The following is a 25,622-nucleotide window of genomic DNA, read 5'->3' on the forward strand; positions in this document are numbered from 1 at the left end:
GACACTGATTCCTGAGTTGCAGGGTATGGTTGTTCGAGATTTGAAAGCTAATAGTGCTGCTCATTGATTCAAATAACTTATAACAAGGGAGTATGATACTTAAGACATAATAGAATCTGTTTATTTCAGTTCAAACGTCACATGGATTAAAAGGAAATAACAGGATAGCAGATGGATTTCCCTAAATCACCCCTTCTGATAAGATTATTTCCATCAAAATTAAAGTGGGCGTGGTAGAATGGGGAGAATATTAGTTCCACCTGACAAGCTAATGGAAATAGCTGATCAGTTCTTACAAGGACAGCATGAAATGGAGCGTATGCTGAACTTTTTGAGTGGACGAATTGATTTTGTTCAACAAGGCTGGTCAGGAGCTACCCGAGAAAGATTTTTTCAAGAATTTCAGGTTTCTCGACAATCCATGAATGTGACGATTGAACGACTATCGACAGTAGCACAAGAACTTATTTTTATTTCAAAAAACTTTACACAGGTGGACGGGGAAAAAGTCGTATTGGATGTGCCGTGGCTCGGAGCCTCTGTTAAAACGGCTTCCACAGGTGAAGGTTGGTTACATAAAATTTTTGAACAAATCGGACGAGCTGAGATCACCAAGGCTGAAGCCCAGATGGAAGCTAGCAAGCTTCAAGGAGAAATCCTCTGGGATACTGCACAGGGAGCAAAAAGTGCTATTCAGGAAGATTTAACCTTAGGGATGTTACCTGATAAAGAACGGGATTATGATCATCCCATGGCAGCTAAAGTAGGTGAAATTCTCGGTCATGTAGCTACAACATTGCAGGGAGCTGGTGAGGTAGTAGCTGGAATAGGTGGAGAAGGATTATCAGTTGCAGTTTCATCTACAGGTGTAGGGAGTATAATCGGAGTACCCGGATTAATTGGATCGGCAGCTTTGACGGCGCATGGAGCTACAACGGCGGTTAAAAGTGCAAGTGGAGTAGGAGAAAAAACAGCCGAATTGTGGCAGATGGCGAAAGGAGAAGGCGGAGGCTCATCAAAATCTACCCCTTCTTCGGGAGCTAAGGCAGAAAAGGCTCCACATGTGATCGAGGGAACCCACAATAATAATATGGGTAGCATAATTAAGGAAGGAAATAAGACAAAATATACAAACCCTGCTGGCAATGAATTGACATGGGTTGATCAACATCCCAAAAATATTAACCGGGATATTGAGAACTTTATGAATAGCTCAGATGTAGGAAAGGCAACTGAAGCAAAAGTAGCTGGCTTTTTAAAAGAAGAACGGGAAGTCACAGGTTTTGGACAAAAAATATTAAAGAAAGATGGTCAACTTGCAGGTGATTTAGATGTAGTTACAAAAAATGAATTAATTGAGGTTAAGGCTTCAATTAAAGCAGTTAAAGAAGGACAACTTGAGAAAATGACAATTACAACTGATAAGCTTTATTTTAATCCAGAACAGAAGAAAGTTATACTTTATATTGATAAGCCTTTGGGCAATCTATCTCAAAGCAATATAGAAAAATTAGATAATATCAAGAAACTAGGAGTAACTGTTGTAAATTCCTTGGAGGAATTAAGAAAGGTGGTTAAGTGATGGGGAGTTCGGCTTTTATTTTAATAGAACGAGAAAAATATACACCTGAGAAATTACTAGGAGATGCAATCGTAGCTGCCTTTCATGCAGATGCTGGATTATATTTTGACAATGATAAAAAATATAAGAACGAGCAGTTTTTTTCAACAACTCTAAATATTTCTTATAACCCACTAGGTACTGAAAATAACCAGCAGTTTATATTCTATATTGACGGAATTGAAAATCACGAAATTAATTATGAGCATGATGAGGATGTTAGTGGATTAGATTCAAGCTTGTCCTTGTACCAAGTAGGATATATTGAAGATGTTTATGGTGTTGAAGAGCTTATTTTTCGATTTATATATGAATATCTCAAACTTAATCCTACTGACTATTTTTGGATTCCTGATTATGATTGGGTTTACAGTTGGGAGGATATGCAGAAGTTTAGATCTCTGCCTTATGATCCAAACTGGTGCTATAAAAATCCTAAATCAATATAATTTACAACGATTAATGAATATCTATAAGCTTGCTCCTTTAACAATAAAATGGGAGCAAGCTTTTTTCATAGTAATTTATCTGATAAAGAAGATAATTTGCATGCACCTAAGAATTAAGAGGCGGGTTTAAACAGGAGAGTCTTCAGTCAGGCTACTAACTTAGCGATATGGGTAAAGTATACGGAAGGTGCGTGAATGTTATGAAGTATGATACATTCTTAAAATTATGGGAAGAACAAAATAGTCTAATGAGACTATTGTTCTGTGAAAATAAAGTGTTAGACTGAAAAACAAAGCATTAGACCGTGAAAAATAAAGTTGTAGACTGGCAGCCGGCGTTAGCCGACGGGCAGGATAACGCAACCATTAGATGGACTTATGGTTCTCATATGATACAATTTATCCCAGAAGTATCTTCGCGGGTTAATGAAAAGCAGCGGTGACGAACTAATAGGAGACCAACACAAAAAAGTGGTGGTTTTATGGATATGCAATAGTTTACTATAGGATCTTATTCCTCGGTTCGTCTGAACCGATTGTAACGGAGATTCATGAAGTACCTGGAGAGATGGAAATAAAAGTGTTACCTGACAATGGACAGAGCGGGATTGGAAGAGCGGAAGTGAAGTGGCAAAGCCCGTAAGCGTAGGTCACAGCTCATAATACGAACGGAGAACTATAGCTTAACCAAGAAATTACTGGAAAATGCGGAGGATAATTTGGATCGCAATTCGCTGGAATCGAGCGAAGATTCACTTCGCAGACAACTGGTGGCACTACGCGCCGAATGGAACTTGGTACTAAAAGGAGGGGTAGGACACATGCGAGAAGAACAGGAAATATTCGTGGGCAAAGGGTATAATAGGTCGTACGCAATTGCTACGGGTCTACCGATTTTAAATATTAGGGGTAGTTATCGCGTGAAAGTAACGGCCAACTACCGTTTCCGTGGGTGACAACGGGCATCAAGATTGATAAAGAACAGATGTTGGAAACCGTTATGAAGCAGAAGACACTCGAGTATTTGTTCAAGATGCAGTTCAGTAAGGAGGAAATGACCGACCGCAATTTGGTTGTAGGCTGTTATGAATACAAGAATCCGAATGACAAGGAACAAATAACGCTATATGCGCTGGTTTCGTTGAAGGAATTTCTCGCGAGATACGGCGATGAACGGGCATCAGAGATTCTGATGCGAGTTGGCTGCGCATACGAGAAGATTATGGAAGAATGCGATGAAGCCATTGAAGAACACTATGCAGTGTTGCGCCGGGCACTTCATTTGAAGAATCTGAGGGATAAATATGACGTCGTTTACGAGTGGGTTGAAGAGGAAGGGCAAAAGACGTACATAAACAGATACACCAAATCGAGTTATACGAAGATTAAAGCTGAATCATTCGTAGAGTTGACCAAACTCTATGATGAACAACGGAAGAAGGATGCAAAGAAGACGTTCTCGACTCTGGAGCCGTTAGAAGCATTCATGCAAGCATAAGAAAACCGCCCCTTTACGGGGCGGTTATTCAACATTTCATCGAACGAAGATTCGAGGAATATCCAGCGATAGAGAGGATTCTCGACAGTCGTCGGAAAGTGCTGTCCCGTACACCAGATATGGTCGAATGGGGACTGATGGAAGACGTTGATCCAGCCAATTATTTCGGCAAAACCATAAAGGTGGAACGATTTAAGGCGATTGGAAGCCTAACGATTCAGGGAGAATTTATCGACCTCGGTGTTTCTTACTGACGGCAAGCCGATCGGTAGCACCGAAACGGTTGTAGATATCAACGGGGGTGGCATGTTCTCGCTCCCTAGTGGCAAGCCGCTGCAGAGTATAAGTGGCAAGTCCTTCGAGGCGTGGCAGCGCGACTAGCTGGATCGGTACGGCGGATGACAAGAACCTCATCTTGTATCAAATAAAAATTATCAAAACAGCCAGTCTTATCGCATGAAATAATTTTACACCACTTGTTACGCTAACAGAGAACGTTAGTTCAATAAACCAGCGGCAGTCTAGGACTTTATTTTCAGGTCCTTGACTGCCGCTGGTTTTATATTTGGGTCAGTCTAAAACTTATTATTCCAAGTCTGACGATTTAGCAATTCAGAATCAGCTTAGGAGCAACAAATCCAGTCTAAATCTTTATTTTCATCGGATAACTATTAGAGAGAGGAGGGATTTAAGAATCGGAAATTTTTATCATGGATTTGATAAGAGGTATTTTCAGTTATTTTCATTGTGGGCTGGGACTTGCAAAAATATTGGAGGCTTATAACAGATACAGTCTAAGAGGTTTTTTAATTGGAGCTACATCTTTCCTTATCGGAGGTTTGGGGCTTTACTTACAAGGCGCTATGTATCATTGGATAAGTTATTATAGGTAGACAAATATTTTATTAAAGGAGTATACAATGCTAACATCAAAACAAGAAGAGAGCCTTAGTAAATTTATAAGTAAGATTCTGAGGCATACACCAGAACAGTTTGGTCTTGAGCTAGACCATGAGGGTTATTGTGACATTCAAGACCTGATGCAAGGAATAAGATCAGAGAACAGATGGTCTGATGTCAGTGAGTCGGATATCGAGCAAGTAGTAAGCCATTGTCCAAAGCAGAGATATGAGATGGTTAATGGGTACATAAGAGCTAATTACGGGCACAGTGCAGGCAGATTGAATTATAAGGAAGCTACTCCACCAACGATTCTCTATCACGGTACAAACACAAAGGTAATCCATAACATTTTCACCGAAGGAATTAAGCCAATGGGCAGAAAGTATGTACATCTGTCTGAATCCCTTGAGTTTGCAATTTTAGCAGGCAAAAGACGTGGGGAACTGGTGATTCTCGAAGTAGACACAGCAAAGGCATTGGCTAATCAAGTGAAGTTTTATAAAGCCAACCATGGTGTTTGGCTTGCTGACCTTGTACCCCCACAGTATTTAAAGAAGCTTGAATAAAACGTAAACCCAAAACATTAACGATGATCACAAAGACTAGACAAAATCATTCCATATAGTCTCTGTGATATCACCTATTTTGCTGTACATACATAATCCTCCTAAAATTTTGAATGTATCCACGGGTGTCCACACTTACCCGCAAATGTCGCATAAAATATCCCGGATGAACAAAGAGGAGGTGTATGTAACCATGATACACATGGAACTCATTCAAGTGGGTGAGCATACATTTATCGGAGTCGAGGTCTAACTGCCTAAAACAACCCTGTTGACGATCTCCAACTCCCGTGGTTACATCATGTGTGGTGCGTCTAAGATGTACCGAATTTGGGGCAGTGAAATTTTCCGCTGTTTAAGCCGTAAAGTAAAGCGGGACAAGCTTTCATAGCAATTTTCAATTTACTGATCTGTACTGATTCATTCTATTAAAATCTTATAAATGACTGAATTTTGTGACCGCATTTGTGACCTTTTGAAGGGGGACAAGCATGTGACTGTGCATTTTACTCCTGTGAGGTCTGCTCAAATGGTTGTTTGAGTTGAGCCATAAAAAATCTATTAAAAAGAAGATATTTGTATATGGACAAAATGATCGTACGGTATAGCATTCTTTGGAACAGTGGTTTTGGAAAGTTTATTCTAGAGAAAAACTGCAACTGTGAATTGTGAAATGACCTTAAAAGATTACGAGTACCGACAGGAGAGCAAAGTAAATGAGATAAGCTCAAAGGAGAACGTTAAGCCAACGCAGATTAAAGTTACTGGGATTTTGAGACTTCCATATTCATAAAGTGAATAACAGCTTTAGAATGAACATGAGAGCGTATAACAGGTATATATGTTCAATGTACAACGTATTGATACCAGTTCATCAGCTACACATTAACAATAATTGAAATTGAAAGGCAATAAGATATCCTTCTTAAAGAGAATGATAGGGTAAACTTGTTGTCACTGAACACTCGTCAAGTAAACAAAATACAATACTTCTTCACAAAAGGGGGGGGGTTATCAAATTTTATATTTACAATAAATAACAATTTATTAAATGACAATAAAGAAAGAACCTGTTTCTTCCAAAGAGAATATTGTATATTTTTTATTGCAAGATACAAACGTTGGAGGAGGAGTAAACGGTTTAATTTATACACAATGTTTTCGAGAAGTTTAGCTAATCTATTGTAAAATCATTAGATTAATTGGTAATTTTGATTCTCAATTTATTTCCTAAAGGAGATGTTAAATGTGAGAAAATTTCAGAAAATATCAATCTCTGCTTTTGCTTCCTTGATGATGATCTTAACACCTATACAAGCCGTTTTTGCTGACGAAGCCGTTACTAATAATACCCCTTCAGCACAGGAAATTCAGGACGTTGGAACTTTTGATTTTCAAGGAACAGAATGGGGAGATATCGGAAGTTCAACTCAGGATATATATATGACTGGGGCTATCAAGATTGTGGTTAATGCTTCTTCTACCAAAAGTTTTCCAGTTTATGCTGTCGACCCAAATGGTGGTGAAAAATTTTTAGGACAAATAAAGGGTAAAGAATATATAAAAACACAACTATATGGTTACTATAAAATTTACGTAGGTGGAAATATAAACGATGGATCATTCTACGTTTATTATTAAAAATCATTGGTTTTGCTTCACTATGAGAATATCGATAATAGTAATTTAAAGAGACTAGTCGGAAGGGAATTCCCTTCTGACTAGTCCTATTTTAATTGCTTAAACAGACCCTCAAAATATGTTTCTTACGATTCGATTTCAAATTTGGCAGAAGCACATACCACAGCAGCCGTTCGTATTCAACCACATACAAGCCCAACGGAGTCGTTAATGTGTTCGCTGGCATTGCCCTCCTAAATAATAGACGAGCCTTTAAAGTTAACATATTTTTGAATAAAACATCAATTTTACCATCCGGTTGTCCACATATTGACGCTGACTGGATTTTTCTGTATCCAAATGCGTCATTGGGAAGCTTTCACGGGGTCATAGCTGATAGTATTGTTTACATAACGAAATGGGTGTCATCAAGTGTCACCCAAAGGATAATTTTGCTGATGGTAACCTTAACTTTCCAACCTCCAACTGTGACGCTTCGTTTCGGGTAATCCCAAAGCAAGTTTACATACAATCTTCACATTCAACTTTGCGTTCTGAAAATAGCGTGACACTGAGTAACGCTATAATTGGACTCGTGTCCATTGTGGACGTGCGTTGCCAATCCAGACATGGTGAATTTCATATCGTAATTCTAACCCTCTGAATCGAAAGGTATGAAAGCTAAACTCAATTATCGTGAAACGCGATATTCGAAATCCTATGCATGTGGAACGAAATTTCGTTTCCCCTTGTTACATAGTGAAGCTTGTTGGCGTATTGAGTGAATTGGCTGAATATTGTTTATCCAGAGGCCAGTACGAAAAGGGAGTTCGGTTCTTATTAGATGGTATGAGGAAATCAATTATAATTAATGATGAACGCTCAATCCTTCGTTACAGGATAATTGTCGAACGTTATCAGAAATTTGTCCTAACTGAAGCCAAGACGGAGTATCATAATTTAGAAAGCTATGCACGACGACTTTCTTATTAGTATTAGTCATAAGTACACAATCAACGAGTAGTCAAGTTACAACTATACCATCGGCAGCTCAAAGTGGTTGGTTTCAAGTTTAGAGCTGGCACATTGGTAGTTAGTACATTTGTATAAATAGTTCGGAGCGTTTGTTCATATGCATTAAACCATGAAAATTAAGTGAAGGTTAGACGGGCTGTCCGTCTAACCTTTTTATTTTGTAAATGTGACAATGAATTGTTCGCATTTTTTAAAAATTATTATAAAAAATCCTTTTTTTATGAAAAAAAATTATTGTAAATCAATATACAACATTGTACATTATATCCTGTGTCTATCAAACATTGGGAGGTTTTTAGATGAAAAAGCATTTAGCAATTGCGGGGTTGGCCTTAATTATAGGTATGGCTCCTCTCACCTCAGTAAAAGCAGAAGGTAGTGCTGTACCATTGGATAAAGAGATCATCAAACAACAAATTGACAAGGATCGTATTGATCAAGTGAATTACCATCTTAATGAACTTGCACACCTGAACAAGACAGATCAGAATGACTACTTAAGCGAGTTTGGTATTAAAGTGAATAAAAAAAGCATTTCTGCATCTGAGTCTACATACAATAATGAATCATTAAAAGATGAGTTTGAAAACATTTTGGATAATGCCTATATTTATACAATGGATGACAATGGATTTGTGTATGACAAAAATGGGGAAGTTGTTAATGAAATTGATTTAAATAAAAAGGAAGAGGGTGTAGAAAACAATATTGCTCTACAAAGAGCAACTATCGATCCCAATATTTTAGGCTCTAATAGTGGAGCTTTTGCTAGACAAGTAACGGCTACTGGATATAAAGGTATTAGAACAACGTTTACTTTACCTTCCTATCCTGCAATTAATGCACCTAATGGAAGTGTAGCTGGATATTTATATAATGGTATAGATGTGCTTTCTTCTTCTTATTTGAGTGGGTTTAAGCTTGAAGCTGGGTTACAGTATAGTCAAGCACAAAACAGCTATACTGCGGTTATTCATCCGCAGGGTACGCTACAGAATCCTATTCCAGATGGTTCCACTAGTGTTCCTCCTAGATACAAAGCAGGTACTAATGTTATAAGCAATGTTTTTTATGATACTACTACTTCGCGTTTTAAGTACTTTGTGAACGGAACTAATGTTAATGGTACAAATCAGTACCTTCTATTTACTTATTCAAAACCACTGAGTAGCTCTGAGGTTTCTAATTTAGTTGTTAAAAGAGTTACAGCTTTAGCTAAAGAGAATTATTCTGGTGGTGACATTGGTAAAGTAACGGTTAATTATTCTGGTACTGAGGTTACGAGAATAGATGGATCAACAACTGATTTGACACAAGGCATTTTAAGTAGTCACACGTATAATGGAAAAACGTTTGGTACGTGTGATACGCCTAGTGGAGCAATAAGTAAATCTGGTAGTGTACCTTACCAAACAGTAACAGTTAATACTGTAGGTTTCTAAGTATATTGTAGTGTTAGGTCAGTGCCTGTATATGTTTTGAAATAGGTATTGACCTAACTAAAGTTATCAGCTACTTAATGAAAAGGTTTGGAGGGATATTTATGAGAAAAATAACATTCTTTTTATTGTCTTTTTCTTTGTTTTTTGTTTTTGGAGCAAGCATACAAGCAGCAGGTGTTAGTGATTCAATAGCTAAAAAAGCAGACCATGCGTACAACTCAAACCTTAAAAACACTGCTTTAACAATCTCATATAAGCAAAAAGGGAAACAATTTAATTATAAGTCCCGATATATACCTATAAAAGATTTGTTTGGTGGTTATGTCGATTCAGTTTCATGGGATGCTAAGAAGAAGGTAGCGCTTGTAGCAAATCAAGGTAAAGTGTTTGTATTGAATGTCTCGGGGAAAGAAATAACTCCTTTAAGTAACCAAATAGTTGCACCGACAGAATGGACACGTATTTCAAAGGGGAGCGTTGAAATAAAAGCATCAGTTATCGCTTATGTTTTTGATAGATACGGTAACACTTATAAAGATAAAGAAAGAGAAGCTTGGAGAGAAAAACTTGATTTTTTAGATATAAAAGAAACGGATGGTTTACCTGGTATAAGAGATGGCTATCTTCATGTTTCTCTAACATACAATGACAAATGATATTTAATTAGGTGTAGTCAACTTAATGACTACACCTTTTTTGATGTTTGTGGAATATTTTACCACAGTTATACACATCTTTAATTGTACATACAGTCTGGTTACAATTTTATCAAATAGGTTGCATCTGAAAGACAACTGTAGAAAATTTCGAACTCTGGTATTCAAAAGCTAAGGGCTGACATGTAGGAAGTTAGCACGTTTGTATAAATAGTATGGAATGCTTGTTCGTCTCTAATCTTGAAAAGATGTGGTTATGAATGTTAGAAAAATGGTACTTCTAATCATTGCGGCTAGTTTTTTGTTTATCGTTATTATACCTGTCCAGTCGATAGCCATCAGGTTAATCCATACTATGATCCAATTGGTGGAGCATGAACGTAAATAAAATTTGAATGAAAAAGTTTTGAAATAATGCAATCCTAAAATGGGTTTAATTGCGAACCCAACAGGTTACCGCAGAGGATTTTAATCATTCCTAAAACGAGTCAATGGGAAGCAAAGCAGATCATTAAATCATAAAAAATTTAAGTGAAGGTTAGACGAGATTGTCCTTCTAGCCTTTTTTTGTATGTATGGTTGTAACGTATTGATGTTTTCCTCGAAAATAGTCTCAAAAATAAAGCCCTCCTTTTACAAGGAAGGCTCTTGCCTTTAGAAAGCTGTGATACAGCATCCCCAAACAGTAGCAAAAAAAACATAAAATCAAACAATCGCTAAGACGGAAAAGCCAGCTATCTTCCAAGCCTTCTTCTTATTCATGTTACCTCCTTGATTATTGAATTATTGGGAAGGCACATGCAGATTATTGACCGTCCACAGGTTTAAAAGGGAAAAGACAATAATGATTTCTTTAAAATCCTAATTATGATAAAAATAGTTTTCTTTTTCATTAGTTTAAATTGAATACCCAACCATCAAGTTGAGCCTTGCTATTACCATAGGTAATAGGCAATTTATCAGTAAGAATAACTAGTTTTTTTCAACTTCAATAAAAACACACCCTTTTCAATATTTTTTAACCACCATCTAATCGCACCTTAAAAAAGAAAATATTTGTATTTTTTATAAATAAAGTTTGTTGCCATAATAAGAGGAAAAGTCAAATAATTTTACATTTTGGCAAAAACTCAAGAGGATATTGCAAACGATTTGAACATAACAACTGAGCAGCTACATAACCATAAAAAATTCCTGAGTTGCAGGATATGGTTGAGGGGCGAAGTTTAGGGCTAATAGTGCCACGTTAATAAATGTATCTTATAACAAGGGATTATAATACTTTAGACATAATAAATTTGTTTATTTCAGCCCATTGGTCACATAATATAAAAAGGGAATATCAGGATAATTGGTGGATGTCCCTAAACATCTCCTTCTGATAATATTATTTCCATCAAAATTAAAGTGGGCGTGGTAGAATGGGGAGAATATTAGTTCCACCTGACAAATTGATGGAAGTTGCTGATCAGTTCTTACACGGAAAGCATGAAATGGAGCGTATGCTGAATTTTTTGAGTGGACGAATTGATTTTGTTCAACAAGGCTGGTCAGGAGCTACCCGAGAAAGATTTTTTCAAGAATTTCAGGTTTCTCGACAATCCATGAATGTGACGATTGAACGACTATCGACAGTAGCACAAGAACTTATTTTTATTTCAAAAAACTTTACACAGGTGGACGGGGAAAAAGTCGTATTGGATGTGCCGTGGCTCGGAGACTCTGTTAAAACGGCTTCCACAGGTGAAGGTTGGTTACATAAAATTTTTGAACAAATCGGACGAGCTGAGATCACCAAGGCTGAAGTCCAGATGGAAGCTAGCAAGCTTCAAGGAGAAATCCTCTGGGATACTGCACAGGGAGCAAAAAGTGCTATTCAGGAAGATTTAACCTTAGGGATGTTACCTGATAAAGAACGGGATTATGATCATCCCATGGCAGCTAAAGTAGGTGAAATTCTCGGTCATGTAGCTACAACATTGCAGGGAGCTGGTGAGGTAGTAGCTGGATTAGGTGGAGAAGGATTATCAGTTGCAGTTTCATCTACAGGTGTAGGGAGTATAATCGGAGTACCAGGATTAATTGGATCGGCAGCTTTGGCAGCGCATGGAGCTACAACGGCGGTTAAAAGTGCAAGTGGAGTAGGAGAAAAAACAGCGGAATTGTGGCAGATGGCGAGAGGAGAAGGTACTCCTTCTTATGGGAAGAAATCTGTTCCATCAGGTCCTTACCGTGAAGTAGACGGTTACCCTGTAAAAGTAAAACACGGTGATCAAGAGAAGCATATTGTTGGGACACCCAACTACAAACAAGACTTAGCAAATGGTAAAAACAAAAGTATTCTCTATGGTGACAACAAAACTGCACAAGAATTACTTGATAGTTATTCTGGGAAAGGTGATATGTTTAAAGCCGGATGGGAAAGGATTGATTTCGGAAAACCTATTGGGAAATACTATAATAGAGATACTGGTATGTTCGAGGAAACCACAAAAGGAATTATTCATTACGGTAAAGATGGCGCACATATTGTACCAGCAGCGCCTTAAACCAAGGAGGAATATATGGGATATGATTCTTTAATTAAAGCTATTATTTCAGTACCAAAAGAAGAATTAACTATTCATTGGGAAAATGGGTTAAAGATTATTGGTACTAGAGACACCATCTATGAAACAAACAATGGCTTAGATGAAGATGATAATGAGTTCCTTGAATATGATGCTGCGGTTGTTGAAGTTAAAAAGATAGTATCTAAGCCGATTAACGATGAAAGAAGTATATATAAATGGTTACAAAAAGGAAAAAGCTCCTTTATTGAAATTTCTCTCCATGACGACCCCCCTAGCATGATTACATCTTTAGATGGGTCTATTATTTGGAAAAATGAATAGCTTAGATCATCCTTAATTGAGTTTTTTCACTAAATTGAGGATGATCTTTCGTTTTTATTTGTTTTCATGATGCTTATAATTATAAGTTCCATGATCTACTCCTTAAATGGGGGCCAGGTTATACTGAATAATTTTACCCTGCTCCTTTTTAATTGGAAGAATAGAAATAACTCAGTTTTCTTTTATTGTTTTTTTATTATATTTACTCTTGCCTTCATTTCCCTTATGATAATTATACTATTACCAGACAAGGGGATACATATGAAGAAAGCTATTCTACTATTATTAATGTTTGTTGTTTTAATTCCATCACAAGTATTGGCAGCAACATCTACAAAAGCAATGTCAACAAGTGAAATCGAAAAATTATACTTTGAGAATTACAAAGATCGTGTAAAGGAAATTAAAGTTGCACAAAAAAAGCTCAATGCTGTCCTGGGGGCAGAAGTTCGTGAGTTAACTCAGAGATTAAACCAAGCAACTGCGCGATATAAAAACGAAGTGAAAAATAAGTCTAGTAAAGTGGTAATAGCTCAAGCCAAGGCTGATTGCGATAAATTAAAGAAGCAGCTCAGCGTGGCAAAGGTGGAACTAAGTAAAAGTATTAAAAATTACAAGCGAGAAAGTGACCAAGTTTTAAAGGATATTGCAAAACAAAAAGCAGACCTTATAAAATTCATTAAGAATCACACGGCAGGAAAAGATAAACTTACGGAGTCTGAATTTAGCAAGCAAGTTAATGGATATATTATGTCGATTGACAATTCATTTACTGGAGCTTTAAAAACATTAAGGGAAGCTGAATAATAGGAAGTGAGGCAGCAGGTATTACCTGTTGCCTTTTTATTTAGACTCATTTTTGTTTCTAATCTACTATATTTCTTTGAATTTTAATGGTAAATTGTACCTATTCGTTGTATTATAAGCAAGTGTGGAAAAGAGTTGAATAGCTAAGGAGGAGCAGAGTTGTACATATTTATAGTTGTTGGTGTCATTGCTGTATTACTTGCTTTGGTTCTGTTACGTTTTCTTAAAAGGCCCAAAGTCCAAGAGCGATATAAAGTAACGCAGGATATTGATCCTTACAAAATCGGCATAAGCGAGATTGATCGTATGGAAGATGGCAAGGATTTTGAAATTTATTTGTGCAAGCTGTTCAATTGCTTGGGTTATAGTGATGTGTATAAGACACAAGACAGTAGAGATTTTGGAGCAGATTTGGTATTTACAGATCGTGAGGGATACCGTAATGTCCTTCAGGCCAAACGGTATGCAGTCACCAATCCTGTTGGGTTGGGTGCGGTTCAAGAAGTGTATAGCTGTATGCGATTTTACAGAGCTAAGAAATCTATTGTGATTACTTCAAGTAAATACACAACCTCGTGTGAACAGTTAGCCAGTTATAATGGAGTGAAGCTGCTGGATCGCAATGATTTAATTCGAATGATTGAGCTATTCAAAGAACAACAGCACAGCAAAGTAAAAGATATCATCGAAGGAGAGCCTTATTTGAGTCTAGATTCATGGGATGATTATAGGGATAACAGTAAAGTGATTAAAAAGGATCGTAAGACTGAAAAATACCAGAAACAAACTGTGTTGTGACGAAGGAAAACGGGACCGGAACGGATAGGAATACCCCCTTACCGGTCCGGTTTTTGCTTTATCAGCAGTAAGTCCCCGTCAGCTTCTTTCCAAAATTCACCCAAAACGATATAGGGCTTCTCTTTTTTATCTATCTTTTGTAATGATTCCAATTCTAAACATGTACCTTCAATTGAAATATTCTCAACTACTTCAAAATGCTTTTTTACATCGCTTGGCAGTTGAAAATCTAATGACGCTTCTACCTGTTCAATTTTATGTAAAGATGCGCCGCCATCCAAAACATCCGAATTACTGTAAACGTTTCTAAGCGAAGTCGCAAACTTTGGATATGTCTGGAATACTTGTGGTATCTTTTTGTTAAGATGGTCAAGTAGAATTTTATCCTGCTCTTTTTGAATCTTGCAAAAGCTTTGAATTCAGCTCCATAGTGTTGTTGGTATAGATCGGAATTTTCGAATGGAATGTTTCTCGCCTAAAGATATTCGACGGCTCTCTTTTGGCTGGCAAGGATAGGCACCCATCGAAAGTCGTGCTTGATGGGTTTGAGTTTAAGAAAAACACCACGGGATAAGTGCTTTTCCAATTGAACTTTATTTTCTTCCCACCATGCTTGCCGCTCTTCTGGAGACAGCTCGCATTGAGCTAATTGAACGAATGTCTTTTCAAATTTTTCTACCAATTCACAACCCTCCAAAAAACATCAAGCTATTGTCTTTATTCTTATGGTAGTCTGTTTTCTGGAAAAAGGGAACTAAAGGGTGCTATTCAAGAAGATTTAACCTTTAGGGATGCTGCCTAATTAAGACGGAAGACTAATTTGGACTCACAATATAGAGCATTAGTGAATGAGGCGCTGGAAGGGTTTGCGGATTGATATGATCTCTTAGCTTTCTGGCTGATTATTCGGATAAGGAAATCAATGATTAGTCCAGTCAGAAAAAAACAAAATGGATAGTTACAGATTAAAGAATGAAGATGAAGATTAAAAAACGACGAATTTATGCCTTTAGACATAGGTAGAAAGGTTAATCCTTCATATAACAATTAGGAATTAAGTTCATTTTCCACAAATCGGAATAGTGTTACTATGTCATAACGAACTCATGACTAGAGGTAAATTATGACAACCATTAAAGTGACACCTGAGCAACTTATGACGGTCTCCAAGCAGTTTGAGTTAGCACGGCAAACGACAACTCAAATGAATAGCAATTTAGTACAACAAATTTTATCTATGGGACAATTGTGGGAGGGACTGACTAAAGAACACTTTTACTATTCCTTCCAGAAATCTCAGAAGAATATGAATGACTTTGTTACCCTGGTGGATTCTATTGCTAGGGAGTTACGTCACCATGCAGATAAATTCAGATTAGCGGACCTGATGGAAGCAGGTAATATTGATGCAAGTTGTTTACCGCCTCCACCGAATTCATGTGCTGTTCCTGCTCCAGATACGCGGAATGCGTTTCAGAAATCGGTAGATAGCTTAACTGAACTAGGTCAGGATTTTGTAGATGCTAATTCAGTACGCTATGAGAAAAAGTTTGATTCGGTTTGGAGCTTTTTAGATTATATGTCGTATGGTATTCCAAAAGGAATGTATCAAGGGTATATGGAACGGGCAGCTAAACAAAACGATTCATGGAATGACATGCTCAATTTCGGTACATTTGGAATAACGGGTATGATTCAGGGAGCATTTAATCCTACCAATGCGTGGTCGAAGGAACACTGGGCTAATATGATCGGTACAGCAGGATTGTTTGGAGGAGTTAGTTCGGTAATCAAACCCAAACTTGGATTGAAATCATCCATTAAGTATGAGATTCCAAAGAACAATACAAATTCAAAATTGGGTAATTCAATAGAAACTGAACCTAAAACAGAAGTACAAACAGGTGGAAGAAACGATCTTTCAATTGATGAATATTATCGTAGAGAATCTAAAGCAGATGAGATGTATGATCAAATCAGAGCTTCTGATAATGATGTAAAAGCAATAGCTGAAAACTCTGGAATGAAGGAAAGTAGAGTTCAAAGAATCAAAGAACACGTTTTCATAAATGAACATATAAAATCAAGTGGTTATGGCAGATTTCATTCTGATTACGAAATAGCTCAAGCATGGGACAGATTACAAAAAGGATTACAAACAGAAAAAGATATGGATTTGCTTAACCATGAATTGTTTGAATCCAGATTTGAGGGTATATTTAAAACAGACTATGAGACTGCTCATAAAGCTGCGGTAAGGTCGGGTCGTCCATGGGAAATAGAGTAAAGGAGATTTTATAATGGGAGCATTTGTTTTACTTTTTAAAGAACATGAAGATGAGAATGTAGTTATTTATAGATATGGCCCTAATGAACACATTATGGGGAAAATTCAATTGAACAAAGAGACTAAGTTATTCTCTGAAATTGAACCTTTACCAGATCCGAGCCATTCAAATAAATTTTATTTTGATAGGGCTGCACAGAGGATGGCACGTTGCTTCGTTAAAGAAGGGGGGATATTTCCTGATAAGATGACATTTGAATCATAAAGTAATTCAATAATATGAACCGAGCTTGCTCCTTTGATAATTAAATGAGAGTAGGCTTTTTTTCATAGCAATCCATCTGGTAAAGAAGAAATTTCTCATCTGCCCTAGAATAAGACACGATGTTAAAAAGGAGAATCTTCAATTACTCGGTTAGTTAAACGAAGTAACTTTCAATTCGTGATCCCTCAATTCGGTGAAATGCTCAATACTTTCAATCATGGTGGACTAATTAAAGGATGGAAAGCTATATCTAAAATTCCAGATCAATATATAAACAAATATTTTAATTAGAAGGAGTATATCATGTTAACGCCAAAACAAGAAGAGAGCCTCAGTAAATTTATGAGTAAGATTCTTAGGCATACACCAGAACAGTTTGGTCTTGAGCTAGACCATGAGGGGTATTGTGACATTCAAGACCTAATTCAAGGAATACGATCAGAGAACAGATGGTCTGAGGTCAGTGAGTCGGATATCAAGCAAGTAGTAAGCCATTGTCCAAAGCAGAGATATGAGATGGTTAATGGGTACATAAGAGCTAATTATGGACACAGTGCAGGCAGATTAAATTATGAGGAAGCCACTCCACCAACGATTCTCTATCATGGTACAAACACAAAGGTGATCCATAACATTTTCACCGAAGGAATTAAGCCGATGGGGAGAAAGTATGTACATCTGTCTGAATCTCTTGAGTTTGCAATTTTAGCAGGCAAAAGACGTGGGGAACTGGTGATCCTCGAAGTAGACACAATAAAGGCATTAGCTAATCAAGTGAAGTTTTATAAGGCCAACCATGGGGTTTGGCTTGCTGATCTGGTGCCGCCACAGTATTTAAAGAAGCCTGAATAAAGCATAACCCTAGAACATTAACGATGATCACTAAGACTAGATGGAACGATTCGTCTGGTCTTTTTGATATCGCCTATTTTGCTGTACATACATAATCCTCCCAAAATTTTGTATGTATCCACGGGTGTCCACACTTACCCGCAAATGCCGCATAAAATATCCCGGATGAACAAAGAGGAGGTGCATGTAATAACCATGATACACATGGAACCCATTCAAGTGGGTGAGCATACATTTATCGGAGTCGAGGTCAAACTGCCTAAAACAACCCTGTTGACGATCTCCAACTCCCGTGGTTACATCATGTGTGGTGCGCTGGATGTCGGATTGCTCAATGAACGGCTGGCGGATCGGAAAATTCTGGCCGCACGTGCTGTAGGGGTAAAAACACTAAAGGAACTGTTGGAAGCACCAATGGAGTCAGTGACGACGGAAGCTGAGCAACTTGGAATTAAGCCGGGGATGCCAGGCTATGAAGCATTATTGAAACTGGTGTAAGAAGCCTAGTGATAATTGTTGAATAGAAGCAAAAAAGAAAAAATAAAAAACCGGGCGCTACGGCTCGGTTTTTTGTGTGAAATTTTTCATTCTATCGAGTGAAGTATTTGAACTATTTGAATTATATACAAAGTGTATAATATAACCTGCAAGAACAATTAATCGGCAAACAAAGCGGTGAGGTTGTCGCTAAAGGGTGCTTGGACAATCCCTTTTTCGGTAATGATGGCGGTAATGTACTCATGAGGTGTAACGTCAAAAGCCGGGTTGTAGACTTTGATGCCTTGTGGGGCAGTTCTTTTCCCAAAGCTCTCGGTAACTTCCTCCGCAGAACGCTCCTCAATCGGAATATCTGCGCCTGTAGCGGTCTGTAAATCAATGGTAGATAGTGGTGAAGCAACGTAAAAAGGTATGCCATGCGCCTTCGCCAACACTGCCAGGCTATAGGTGCCGATTTTGTTGGCCACATCCCCATTAGCGGCGACTCTGTCTGTGCCGACAATGACAGCCTGCACCCATCCTTTAGACATCACCATGCCTGCCATATTGTCACAGAGCAGGGTGACATCTATGCCTGCCTGCTGAAGCTCAAAGGCGGTCAGGCGCGCACCCTGTAATACGGGGCGAGTTTCGTCAGCAAATACTTTCAAATGGATGCCGTTCTCCTGAGCCAAATACATAGGCGCGAGCGCTGTTCCGTATTTGGCTGTTGCCAACCCGCCCGCATTGCAATGAGTGAGCACGCCCATCCCGTCCTCGAACAAAGGTAAAGCATGGATGCCGATTTGGCGACAAACCTCTTCATCCTCTGCTTGAATGGCTACAGCTTCACGCTCCAGCCCTGCATTCCAGTCTTCGATCTGGCCTACCTCAGCCTCTGTGACGAGTTCCCCGGCTCGCTTCTTCATACGGTCCAGAGCCCAGAACAGATTCACGGCAGTCGGCCGTGAGGTAGCCAAATGTCCGCACACCGCGTGCACATGCCCCAGCCACTCAGCAGCGTCGTTGCCGCGATAGGAGGCAGCACCCAGTACAACACCATACGCTGCGGCCATCCCGATGGCGGGGGCGCCCCGTACCTTCATGGCATGGATGCCCTCCCACACTTCCTCGGTCGTGAATAAATCCAGCATGACTATCTTTTCCGGCAGTAGACGCTGATCCAGCATGGACAAGTGGTCACCTTTCCACACCAGCGAAGATAGAGCTTGTCCAGACACAGCTACTTCTCGTGAGGATGCGGGGATCGATTCTTTATTTTCACTCATATTCTTGATGCTCCTTTAGTCTGGGTCGCTGTTACTGTCCGAACAATATCTCCTAGTTCCCGGATCGAATGAAGCTCGCGATTGCGGAGAACCAAGGTTTTTCCGATCGATAAGGCGAGACGTTCCGCAGCTTCCTTGATATCAGGATCGGCAATGGTATCGATATCCGCCACATGCGACAGACTGATGATCCGGCGGATTACTTTGCACCCTGCAAAGCCAATCGTATCTTGCAGCACTTTCTGAAGGTATAAGTCCTGATATCCGGGTGTACGTGCCAAATGATCGGTGACGTGCTCGTTCCACAGTGTACGAAACCTGCTCTCAAACTGCTCCCATACTTGAATGGCAGTCTCCAGGAGCCAGTCACGTCGTTTCTCTAGAGCCTTCTCGCCAGAAGTCCATCCGGGCTGTGCTGCGTAGTTCAACAGCAGATTGGCGATGACCGCTCCGATATCAAACCCCATGGGGCCGTAGAAGGCGAATTCAGGATCAATGATTTTGGTCGATTCAGCCGTTACAAAAATGCTGCCTGTATGGAGGTCGCCGTGTAGCAGTGCTTCTGTTCGTGTCATAAACTTTTCTCGCAGCAAAGCCACTTCTAGATGAAGCACCTGATCTGTACGAAGTGCCTCTGCTTCGTCTTCAATGTATACTCCATAGTTGTTATTATCTGAAAACCGGTAGGGTTCATCCAAAATCAGATCCTCAGTTATTTTGCAAAGTTCAGGGTTAATAAAGCGTTTAACCAGCTCTTTTTTAGACTGCTGATTCATGCCCAAATCTGAGGTGAAAAAGAGCGTGCGCGCCAGAAATTCCCCAATATGTTTAGCAAAAAGAGGGTATGTGTTGCCTTCGATTAGTCCCTTGCGCATGATTGTGTGTGAGCTAAGATCCTCCATTACGGTTAACGCAAGCTCATCGTCATAGCCTAGTACCGCAGGAACCAATTCGGGGCAAAGCTGATGCTCTTGCTGAAGTGCTTCGCGTTCAATACGGGCGCGATCCAGCGATAACGGCCAGGATTCACCCACAATTTTTACATAGGGAAGCGCCTGCTTGGCAATGATACTCTTGTTAGATTTGGAATCTGTAATATGAAAAACCAGATTTAAGTTGCCATCACCGATTTCTCGGCATTCCAGATGAGCTTCCTGACTAAAAAATCCGGGAATGTTCTTCACGAATTCGATTGCTTCTTCGGTCGTTAAGGGATGATATTTGGACAATGAGGTCACCTCCGTAAATTGCGCACATGTAAATGGTAGGAAAAACACCACAATATTAAACCAAGTATTTTGATAGGATAGAGAAAGTATAACGAAAATCACTGAAGTTTTGTACATTTTTTTTATGATGGATTGGAAGAGGTAAACTCTTCTTTTTGTTTCGTCTCTGTATAGAAAGGGTAAATATGAAACAGACGTCCGGCAGGTGATATTCAAATGTCCGCTGGCGTCTTACCGTCAGCAGGGACGGTGATGGATACGTAAACGCTTCTGAAAGTCAATTTGATGAAAAAGGAAGGGATTTATGATGGCTAAAACAACAAGTAACTCGAAAAATACGCAAACCAAATCGGTGGAGGAACTTTTAAACCGTCAAGTCGCTAACCTCAATGTGTTATATGTAAAAATTCATAACTATCACTGGTACGTGAAAGGCTCCAGTTTTTATACACTCCATGTTAAATTCGAAGAATTATACAATGAAGTGACATTGAAAATGGATGAAATTGCCGAGCGCTTGCTCGCCTTGAAAGGTTCTCCTTCCGCAACATTGAAGGAATACCTGGAGCTGTCCTCAATTCAAGAGGCTACTGGTAATGAAGATGCTCCGAAAATGGTGCAAACCCTGATTGAGGACTTTGCAACGGTATGTGAGGAGTTTCAGGAAGGTATCGAATTGGCGGAAAGCAACTCCGACCAACCTACTGCAGATTTGCTGATCGGCTTTAAAGCAGATTTGGAGAAACACATGTGGATGCTTCGCTCTTATTTGGGCTAACCCATTAGGCTTACGCACTAAAATAACCCCTTTACATGTAAAACGCTACTGACGTCAAGCTGTCAGTAGCGTTTTTATGGCTAAAAAAGAGATTATGTATCCCATGGTTTTTGTACTACACTATAACTATATAATCATTCGAAGGATGTATTTTGCCATTTGTGTGCTTGGTAGGATGAACATTTTATGAAGAAAGGTGGATAACGTGCGTCTGTTGGTTGCACCCTTAAAGATATTTATTATAAAATAACTTGAGAATCATTGAGAATCAGTTTAGAATGATTATAAATAAATTTTTAAATATTACATTTGCTTGGCTTGAAATCAGGGGGCTCCCCTGTTTAAATATACTTTCTGATTTCGACACCACACTACATTTTTTGGAGGGTATTGCGAATATGGCTACAAACTTTAAGATTGAAGGTCTCAAAGCGACCATTGAAGGTAAAGAAATTTTGAAGGGTATTAACCTCGAAATGAAGGGTGGAGAAATCCACGCTATCATGGGTCCTAACGGAACGGGTAAAAGTACACTTGCATCTGCTTTGATGGGTCATCCTAAATATGAAGTCACAGATGGCAAAGTAACTTTGGATGGAGAAGACGTGCTGGATATGGAAGTGGATGAGCGTGCACGTGCAGGATTGTTCCTGGCGATGCAGTATCCAAGTGAAATTGCAGGAGTAACAAACTCTGACTTTTTGCGTAGTGCAATCAACGCGCGCCGTGAAGAAGGACAAGAGATTTCCCTGATTAAGTTTATCCGCCAAATGGAAGGCAAAATGAAAGAGCTTGAAATGAATCCTGAGTTTGCTCACCGTTACTTGAATGAAGGTTTTTCCGGCGGTGAGAAAAAACGGAATGAAATTCTGCAAATGATGATGCTTGATCCGAAAATTGTCGTTCTGGACGAAATTGACTCCGGTCTGGATATCGATGCTTTGAGAATCGTAGCTAACGGTGTAAATGCTATGCGTTCTGAAGACCGTGGCTTCCTTGTGATTACTCACTACCAACGTCTGTTGAACTACATCAAACCAGATTATGTACACGTGATGATGCAAGGGCGTATCGTTAAATCCGGTGGTCCTGAGCTTGCTGAGCGTCTGGAAGCAGACGGTTACGACTGGATCAAGGAAGAGCTGGGTATCGTTGATGAAACTGTAGGACAAGAGGCGTAAGCCGGAAGCGAGGAGGAAAACTGATGACAACACAAACAATCCTTCCGGTAGATTCCGAGCAACTGCGTGTTCTGTCCGAACGTAATGGCGAGCCATCTTGGCTAGCCGAAGACAGACAAAAAGCACTTGAGCTTGCAGGCCAACTGGAGCTTCCGGTATTTGAAAAAACAAAAATCGAACGTTGGAATTTAAACGATTACGGTCAACATAAACTGAGCGAGGTCATTGCATCTGTAGGTCAGGTTCCTGCAGCCATTGCTGATCTGGTCAAAGAACAACAGGAGGGCGGTCTGATTATCCAGCGCAACTCCGGCGTGGTATACGTGAAGCTGAGCGAGGAACTGGCGGCGCAAGGCGTCATTTTCACGGATTTGCAAACGGCGGTTAAAGAGCATGCTGATTTGGTTAAAGCTCATCTGAACACTGTTATTAAGGCTGAAGAAAATTCGTTATCCGCATTGCATGCAGCACTCTGGAACGGTGGAGTATTTGCTTATGTGCCTAAAAATGTAGAACTGAACGTACCGCTTCAAGCTGTGTTCCTCACGGATGATGCGACTGCAACATTTGCGCCGCATGTGCTGCTCATCGCTGAAAACCATAGTTCCGTGACATACGTAGACAACTATGTATCTGCGGATTTGGCGGCACCTGTTCTTCATAACGGTGCGGTAGAGGTTGTTGCGAATGCAGGTGCTAAAGTACGTTACGCGACAGTGCATCAGTTTGGAGAGCAAGTAACGGATATTTCCATTCGTCGTGCCACGCTCGGAAATGACGCTGCTATCGAATGGATTGTAGGCGAAATGAACAACGGCAATACAGCGAGCAATACCATGTCTGTGCTCAAAGGCAATGGCTCTAACTCGGATGCCAAGGTTATTGCTGTAGGTTCTGGTTCACAAAAGCTGAACTATACAACACAAGCACAGCATTTTGGTAAAAATTCCGCTAGTCAGATGATTACACGCGCAGTTATGCGTGAAGAAGCATCTTCCATCATTAACGGAATTACGAAAATTGAAAAAGGCGCTACTAAAGCAGACGGTCAGCAAACGGAGCGTGTACTGATGCTCAGCCCGAAAGCACGTGGTGACGCTAACCCGATCCTGCTGATTGATGAAGATGATGTAACGGCTGGACACGCAGCCTCGGTTGGTCAGGTGAACCGTGAGCAAGTGTATTACTTGATGTCCCGCGGAATTAGCCGTGCAGAAGCTGAACGATTGATTATTTATGGCTTCCTGGCACCAGTCGTATCTGAAATTCCGCTCGAAGGACTTCAACATCAGCTGCAAAGCCTTGTTGAAAGGAAGTTAGGCCAATGAACACTGCATTGATCCGTGAACAGTTCCCGATTTTACATCAGGAGATTAACGGTCATCCGCTGGTTTACTTGGATAATGCGGCCACTTCGCAAAAGCCGCTAGCGGTCATCGAGGCGATCAAGCACTACTACGAATTTGATAATTCGAATGTACACCGTGGTGTGCATACCTTGGGGAGCCGTGCTACGGATGCTTATGAAGGTGCGAGGGAGAAGGTAGCCCGTTTTCTGAATGCCAAGCGCAGTCAGGAAATCATTTTTACACGCGGGACAACAACCGCGCTGAATCTGGTGGCTTCTTCTTACGGTAGAGCTAACTGTAAGGAGGGTGATGAAATTGTCATCACACCCATGGAACATCATAGTAATTTGATTCCATGGCAACAGGTAGCCAAAGCCACAGGTGCGACTTTAAAATATATTCCGCTTCAAGAGGACGGTAGCGTTGATCTTGCAGACGTGGAGAAAACCGTCACAGAACACACAAAAATTGTTGCGATTGCGCATGTCTCCAATGTGCTTGGCGTTGTGAATCCGGTCAAAGAGATTGCTGCTATTGCACATCGCAGAGGTGCAGTTATCGTTGTCGACGGTGCACAAAGTACGCCACACATGAAAGTAGACGTGCAAGACATAGATGCTGATTTTTATGCTTTCTCTGGTCACAAAATGTGTGCTCCTACAGGAATTGGTGCACTCTACGGCAAGAAGGCGTTGCTGGAAAACATGGAGCCCGTTGAGTTTGGCGGTGAGATGATCGACGATGTGGGATTGTATGAATCCACATGGAAGGAACTACCTTGGAAATTCGAAGGTGGCACCCCGATTATTGCCGGAGCAGTTGGCTTGGGAGCTGCCATTGATTTTCTGGAAAGCATCGGACTAGACGCCATTGCACAGCATGAGAGCCGTCTATCGAATTATGCACTCAAACGTCTCCGTGAAGTGGAGGGGTTGACGATCTACGGGCCTGCTGAACGTCATGTCGGGCTTGTAACATTCAACTTGGATGATGTGCATCCGCATGATGTAGCTACTGTACTGGATAGCAAAGGGGTGGCCATACGTGCGGGCCATCATTGCTGCCAGCCATTGATGCGCTGGTTGAAAGCCAGTGCAACTGCACGTGCCAGCTTTTACCTCTATAACACGGAAGAGGATGTCGACGCTCTGGTCAGCGCCTTAATCCAAACGAAGGAGTATTTTGGCGATGCAACTTGATGACTTGTACCGACGCGTGATTATGGATCATTATAAAAATCCGCGCAATCGCGGACGTTTTGAGGACGATGCTGTTACGGTGGATTTGAATAATCCTACGTGTGGTGACCGGATATCCCTTCAACTCAAAACGAAAGACGGCGTAGTCGAGGATGCCCGTTTTACAGGCGAAGGCTGCTCGATTAGTATGTCCTCGGCTTCGATGATGACAGAAGCGGTCAAAGGAAAAACGATTGATCAGGCCTTGGATATGGCGAGTCGCTTCTCCTCCCTGATGAAGGGCGAAGCGGTCGAATTTGATGATTATGAAGAATTGGAAGCTTTGTCAGGGGTCAATAAGTTCCCGGCTCGCATTAAATGTGCGACATTGGCTTGGAACGCGCTGCGCAAAGGGATTGACGAAGATAAATAATTTAAATAGAACAGA

At 40.0% G+C, this 25,622-nt stretch carries 28 protein-coding genes and 1 pseudogene; 24 read left to right on the plus strand and 5 right to left on the minus strand.

The features are described 5' to 3' along the window. Positions 1-238 precede the first annotated feature (238 nt). The 8 genes and pseudogenes from ACN6NF_RS07670 (at position 239) to ACN6NF_RS07705 (ending at position 6,678) form a co-directional block, all read left to right on the plus strand. Entirely contained in the window at positions 239-1,582 is a 1,344-nt protein-coding gene (locus tag ACN6NF_RS07670; RefSeq protein ID WP_474316587.1) for a WXG100 family type VII secretion target, read from the plus strand. Further along, complete coding sequence (locus ACN6NF_RS07675; protein ID WP_016820446.1) at positions 1,582-2,070, plus strand: hypothetical protein; 489 nt, start codon at positions 1,582-1,584, stop codon at positions 2,068-2,070. The genes ACN6NF_RS07670 and ACN6NF_RS07675 overlap by 1 nt, the downstream gene beginning before the upstream one ends. Before the next feature lie 719 nt (positions 2,071-2,789). Then, positions 2,790-3,026, plus strand: coding sequence for a hypothetical protein (locus ACN6NF_RS07680; RefSeq protein WP_474316590.1), 237 nt, complete (start codon positions 2,790-2,792; stop codon positions 3,024-3,026). Next, positions 3,023-3,568, plus strand: coding sequence for a hypothetical protein (locus ACN6NF_RS07685; RefSeq protein ID WP_474316591.1), 546 nt, complete (start codon positions 3,023-3,025; stop codon positions 3,566-3,568). Before ACN6NF_RS07680 ends, ACN6NF_RS07685 begins: the two co-directional genes overlap by 4 nt. Positions 3,569-3,666: 98 nt before the next feature. Beyond that, positions 3,667-3,822, plus strand: coding sequence for a hypothetical protein (locus ACN6NF_RS07690; RefSeq protein ID WP_474316594.1), 156 nt, complete (start codon positions 3,667-3,669; stop codon positions 3,820-3,822). A 666-nt stretch (positions 3,823-4,488) separates the two neighbouring features. Beyond that, positions 4,489-5,037, plus strand: coding sequence for an RNA 2'-phosphotransferase (locus ACN6NF_RS07695; RefSeq protein WP_123796962.1), 549 nt, complete (start codon positions 4,489-4,491; stop codon positions 5,035-5,037). A 193-nt stretch (positions 5,038-5,230) separates the two neighbouring features. Beyond that, positions 5,231-5,350 (plus strand): annotated as a pseudogene (locus ACN6NF_RS07700) (YunC family protein); the annotation flags it as partial. A 935-nt stretch (positions 5,351-6,285) separates the two neighbouring features. Next, entirely contained in the window at positions 6,286-6,678 is a 393-nt protein-coding gene (locus ACN6NF_RS07705) for a hypothetical protein (RefSeq protein ID WP_123796963.1), read from the plus strand. A gap of 91 nt (positions 6,679-6,769) precedes the next feature. Here the strand turns inward: ACN6NF_RS07705 and ACN6NF_RS07710 are convergent, their stop codons facing one another. Then, positions 6,770-6,904 (minus strand): hypothetical protein, encoded by a 135-nt coding sequence (locus tag ACN6NF_RS07710; RefSeq protein WP_260148403.1) that lies wholly within the window; start codon positions 6,902-6,904, stop codon positions 6,770-6,772. 1,087 nt (positions 6,905-7,991) lie between these two features. Here ACN6NF_RS07710 and ACN6NF_RS07715 point away from each other — a divergent pair. The 7 genes from ACN6NF_RS07715 (at position 7,992) to ACN6NF_RS07745 (ending at position 14,289) form a co-directional block, all read left to right on the plus strand. Then, positions 7,992-9,134 carry a hypothetical protein gene (locus tag ACN6NF_RS07715; protein WP_107735294.1) on the plus strand — a complete coding sequence of 381 codons (1,143 nt, stop codon included), beginning with the start codon at positions 7,992-7,994 and terminating at the stop codon, positions 9,132-9,134. Positions 9,135-9,235: 101 nt separating this feature from the next. After that, positions 9,236-9,790: a hypothetical protein gene (locus tag ACN6NF_RS07720; protein WP_474316597.1), complete on the plus strand. Its 555-nt coding sequence runs from the start codon at positions 9,236-9,238 to the stop codon at positions 9,788-9,790. Positions 9,791-10,046: 256 nt separating this feature from the next. Beyond that, positions 10,047-10,178: a hypothetical protein gene (locus ACN6NF_RS07725; RefSeq protein WP_474316599.1), complete on the plus strand. Its 132-nt coding sequence runs from the start codon at positions 10,047-10,049 to the stop codon at positions 10,176-10,178. 1,033 nt (positions 10,179-11,211) lie between these two features. Then, positions 11,212-12,339, plus strand: a complete 1,128-nt coding sequence (locus tag ACN6NF_RS07730; protein ID WP_474316602.1) for a WXG100 family type VII secretion target — start codon at positions 11,212-11,214, stop codon at positions 12,337-12,339. A gap of 15 nt (positions 12,340-12,354) precedes the next feature. Next, complete coding sequence (locus tag ACN6NF_RS07735; protein WP_474316604.1) at positions 12,355-12,684, plus strand: hypothetical protein; 330 nt, start codon at positions 12,355-12,357, stop codon at positions 12,682-12,684. A 261-nt stretch (positions 12,685-12,945) separates the two neighbouring features. Continuing rightward, on the plus strand, positions 12,946-13,491 hold the full coding sequence (locus ACN6NF_RS07740; RefSeq protein WP_474316605.1) for a hypothetical protein: 546 nt from the start codon (positions 12,946-12,948) through the stop codon (positions 13,489-13,491). A 159-nt stretch (positions 13,492-13,650) separates the two neighbouring features. After that, positions 13,651-14,289, plus strand: a complete 639-nt coding sequence (locus ACN6NF_RS07745; RefSeq protein ID WP_474316607.1) for a restriction endonuclease — start codon at positions 13,651-13,653, stop codon at positions 14,287-14,289. Between the two features lie 38 nt (positions 14,290-14,327). Here the strand turns inward: ACN6NF_RS07745 and ACN6NF_RS07750 are convergent, their stop codons facing one another. Together ACN6NF_RS07750 and ACN6NF_RS07755 are read right to left on the minus strand one after the other, a co-directional pair. After that, a complete protein-coding gene (locus ACN6NF_RS07750; RefSeq protein ID WP_474316608.1) occupies positions 14,328-14,570 on the minus strand; it encodes a hypothetical protein in 243 nt (80 codons plus the stop codon). A gap of 194 nt (positions 14,571-14,764) precedes the next feature. Continuing rightward, positions 14,765-14,971: a hypothetical protein gene (locus ACN6NF_RS07755; RefSeq protein ID WP_290409050.1), complete on the minus strand. Its 207-nt coding sequence runs from the start codon at positions 14,969-14,971 to the stop codon at positions 14,765-14,767. Positions 14,972-15,412: 441 nt separating this feature from the next. On the opposite strand from ACN6NF_RS07755, the gene ACN6NF_RS07760 reads away from it, so the two are divergent. From ACN6NF_RS07760 to ACN6NF_RS07775, 4 genes are all read left to right on the plus strand, one after another. Then, positions 15,413-16,576: a WXG100 family type VII secretion target gene (locus tag ACN6NF_RS07760; protein WP_474316609.1), complete on the plus strand. Its 1,164-nt coding sequence runs from the start codon at positions 15,413-15,415 to the stop codon at positions 16,574-16,576. Positions 16,577-16,589: 13 nt separating this feature from the next. After that, the gene (locus ACN6NF_RS07765) at positions 16,590-16,841 is read left to right on the plus strand and encodes a hypothetical protein (protein WP_190298961.1); all 252 of its coding nucleotides are present in this window, start codon (positions 16,590-16,592) and stop codon (positions 16,839-16,841) included. A 303-nt stretch (positions 16,842-17,144) separates the two neighbouring features. Further along, positions 17,145-17,693, plus strand: coding sequence for an RNA 2'-phosphotransferase (locus tag ACN6NF_RS07770; RefSeq protein ID WP_474316611.1), 549 nt, complete (start codon positions 17,145-17,147; stop codon positions 17,691-17,693). A 195-nt stretch (positions 17,694-17,888) separates the two neighbouring features. After that, complete coding sequence (locus tag ACN6NF_RS07775) at positions 17,889-18,191, plus strand: YunC family protein (protein WP_017425931.1); 303 nt, start codon at positions 17,889-17,891, stop codon at positions 18,189-18,191. A gap of 158 nt (positions 18,192-18,349) precedes the next feature. On the opposite strand, the gene mtnA is transcribed toward ACN6NF_RS07775, so the two are convergent. Both mtnA and mtnK read right to left on the minus strand, forming a co-directional pair. Further along, positions 18,350-19,459, minus strand: a complete 1,110-nt coding sequence (mtnA, locus tag ACN6NF_RS07780) for an S-methyl-5-thioribose-1-phosphate isomerase (protein ID WP_474316612.1) — start codon at positions 19,457-19,459, stop codon at positions 18,350-18,352. Beyond that, positions 19,456-20,688, minus strand: a complete 1,233-nt coding sequence (gene mtnK, locus ACN6NF_RS07785; protein ID WP_474316614.1) for an S-methyl-5-thioribose kinase — start codon at positions 20,686-20,688, stop codon at positions 19,456-19,458. The genes mtnA and mtnK overlap by 4 nt, the downstream gene beginning before the upstream one ends. 307 nt (positions 20,689-20,995) lie before the next feature. Between mtnK and ACN6NF_RS07790 the strand changes: the two genes are divergently transcribed. The 5 genes from ACN6NF_RS07790 to sufU all read left to right on the plus strand — a co-directional run bounded on the left by ACN6NF_RS07790 (position 20,996) and on the right by sufU (position 25,607). Continuing rightward, positions 20,996-21,466, plus strand: coding sequence for a Dps family protein (locus tag ACN6NF_RS07790; protein WP_474316615.1), 471 nt, complete (start codon positions 20,996-20,998; stop codon positions 21,464-21,466). Between the two features lie 398 nt (positions 21,467-21,864). Next, positions 21,865-22,647, plus strand: coding sequence for a Fe-S cluster assembly ATPase SufC (gene sufC, locus ACN6NF_RS07795; protein ID WP_017425928.1), 783 nt, complete (start codon positions 21,865-21,867; stop codon positions 22,645-22,647). A 23-nt stretch (positions 22,648-22,670) separates the two neighbouring features. Beyond that, on the plus strand, positions 22,671-23,975 hold the full coding sequence (sufD, locus tag ACN6NF_RS07800; RefSeq protein ID WP_474316617.1) for a Fe-S cluster assembly protein SufD: 1,305 nt from the start codon (positions 22,671-22,673) through the stop codon (positions 23,973-23,975). Beyond that, positions 23,972-25,195 (plus strand): cysteine desulfurase, encoded by a 1,224-nt coding sequence (locus tag ACN6NF_RS07805; protein ID WP_474316620.1) that lies wholly within the window; start codon positions 23,972-23,974, stop codon positions 25,193-25,195. The genes sufD and ACN6NF_RS07805 overlap by 4 nt, the downstream gene beginning before the upstream one ends. Next, entirely contained in the window at positions 25,185-25,607 is a 423-nt protein-coding gene (gene sufU / locus ACN6NF_RS07810) for a Fe-S cluster assembly sulfur transfer protein SufU (RefSeq protein ID WP_013309555.1), read from the plus strand. Before ACN6NF_RS07805 ends, sufU begins: the two co-directional genes overlap by 11 nt. The last annotated feature ends 15 nt before the right edge of the window (positions 25,608-25,622 follow it).

Source organism: Paenibacillus sp. TSM33, from assembly GCF_056099025.1.

Coding starts and splice junctions, on each gene's coding strand:
- ACN6NF_RS07670 (WP_474316587.1), top strand. CDS start 239: ATGGGGAGAATATTAGTTCCACCTGACAAGCTAATGGAAATAGCTGAT.
- ACN6NF_RS07675 (WP_016820446.1), top strand. CDS start 1,582: ATGGGGAGTTCGGCTTTTATTTTAATAGAACGAGAAAAATATACACCT.
- ACN6NF_RS07695 (WP_123796962.1), top strand. CDS start 4,489: ATGCTAACATCAAAACAAGAAGAGAGCCTTAGTAAATTTATAAGTAAG.
- ACN6NF_RS07710 (WP_260148403.1), bottom strand. CDS start 6,904: ATGCCAGCGAACACATTAACGACTCCGTTGGGCTTGTATGTGGTTGAA.
- ACN6NF_RS07715 (WP_107735294.1), top strand. CDS start 7,992: ATGAAAAAGCATTTAGCAATTGCGGGGTTGGCCTTAATTATAGGTATG.
- ACN6NF_RS07720 (WP_474316597.1), top strand. CDS start 9,236: ATGAGAAAAATAACATTCTTTTTATTGTCTTTTTCTTTGTTTTTTGTT.
- ACN6NF_RS07725 (WP_474316599.1), top strand. CDS start 10,047: ATGAATGTTAGAAAAATGGTACTTCTAATCATTGCGGCTAGTTTTTTG.
- ACN6NF_RS07730 (WP_474316602.1), top strand. CDS start 11,212: ATGGGGAGAATATTAGTTCCACCTGACAAATTGATGGAAGTTGCTGAT.
- ACN6NF_RS07735 (WP_474316604.1), top strand. CDS start 12,355: ATGGGATATGATTCTTTAATTAAAGCTATTATTTCAGTACCAAAAGAA.
- ACN6NF_RS07740 (WP_474316605.1), top strand. CDS start 12,946: ATGAAGAAAGCTATTCTACTATTATTAATGTTTGTTGTTTTAATTCCA.
- ACN6NF_RS07760 (WP_474316609.1), top strand. CDS start 15,413: ATGACAACCATTAAAGTGACACCTGAGCAACTTATGACGGTCTCCAAG.
- ACN6NF_RS07765 (WP_190298961.1), top strand. CDS start 16,590: ATGGGAGCATTTGTTTTACTTTTTAAAGAACATGAAGATGAGAATGTA.
- ACN6NF_RS07770 (WP_474316611.1), top strand. CDS start 17,145: ATGTTAACGCCAAAACAAGAAGAGAGCCTCAGTAAATTTATGAGTAAG.
- ACN6NF_RS07775 (WP_017425931.1), top strand. CDS start 17,889: ATGATACACATGGAACCCATTCAAGTGGGTGAGCATACATTTATCGGA.
- mtnA (WP_474316612.1), bottom strand. CDS start 19,459: ATGAGTGAAAATAAAGAATCGATCCCCGCATCCTCACGAGAAGTAGCT.
- ACN6NF_RS07790 (WP_474316615.1), top strand. CDS start 20,996: ATGGCTAAAACAACAAGTAACTCGAAAAATACGCAAACCAAATCGGTG.
- sufC (WP_017425928.1), top strand. CDS start 21,865: ATGGCTACAAACTTTAAGATTGAAGGTCTCAAAGCGACCATTGAAGGT.
- sufD (WP_474316617.1), top strand. CDS start 22,671: ATGACAACACAAACAATCCTTCCGGTAGATTCCGAGCAACTGCGTGTT.
- ACN6NF_RS07805 (WP_474316620.1), top strand. CDS start 23,972: ATGAACACTGCATTGATCCGTGAACAGTTCCCGATTTTACATCAGGAG.
- sufU (WP_013309555.1), top strand. CDS start 25,185: ATGCAACTTGATGACTTGTACCGACGCGTGATTATGGATCATTATAAA.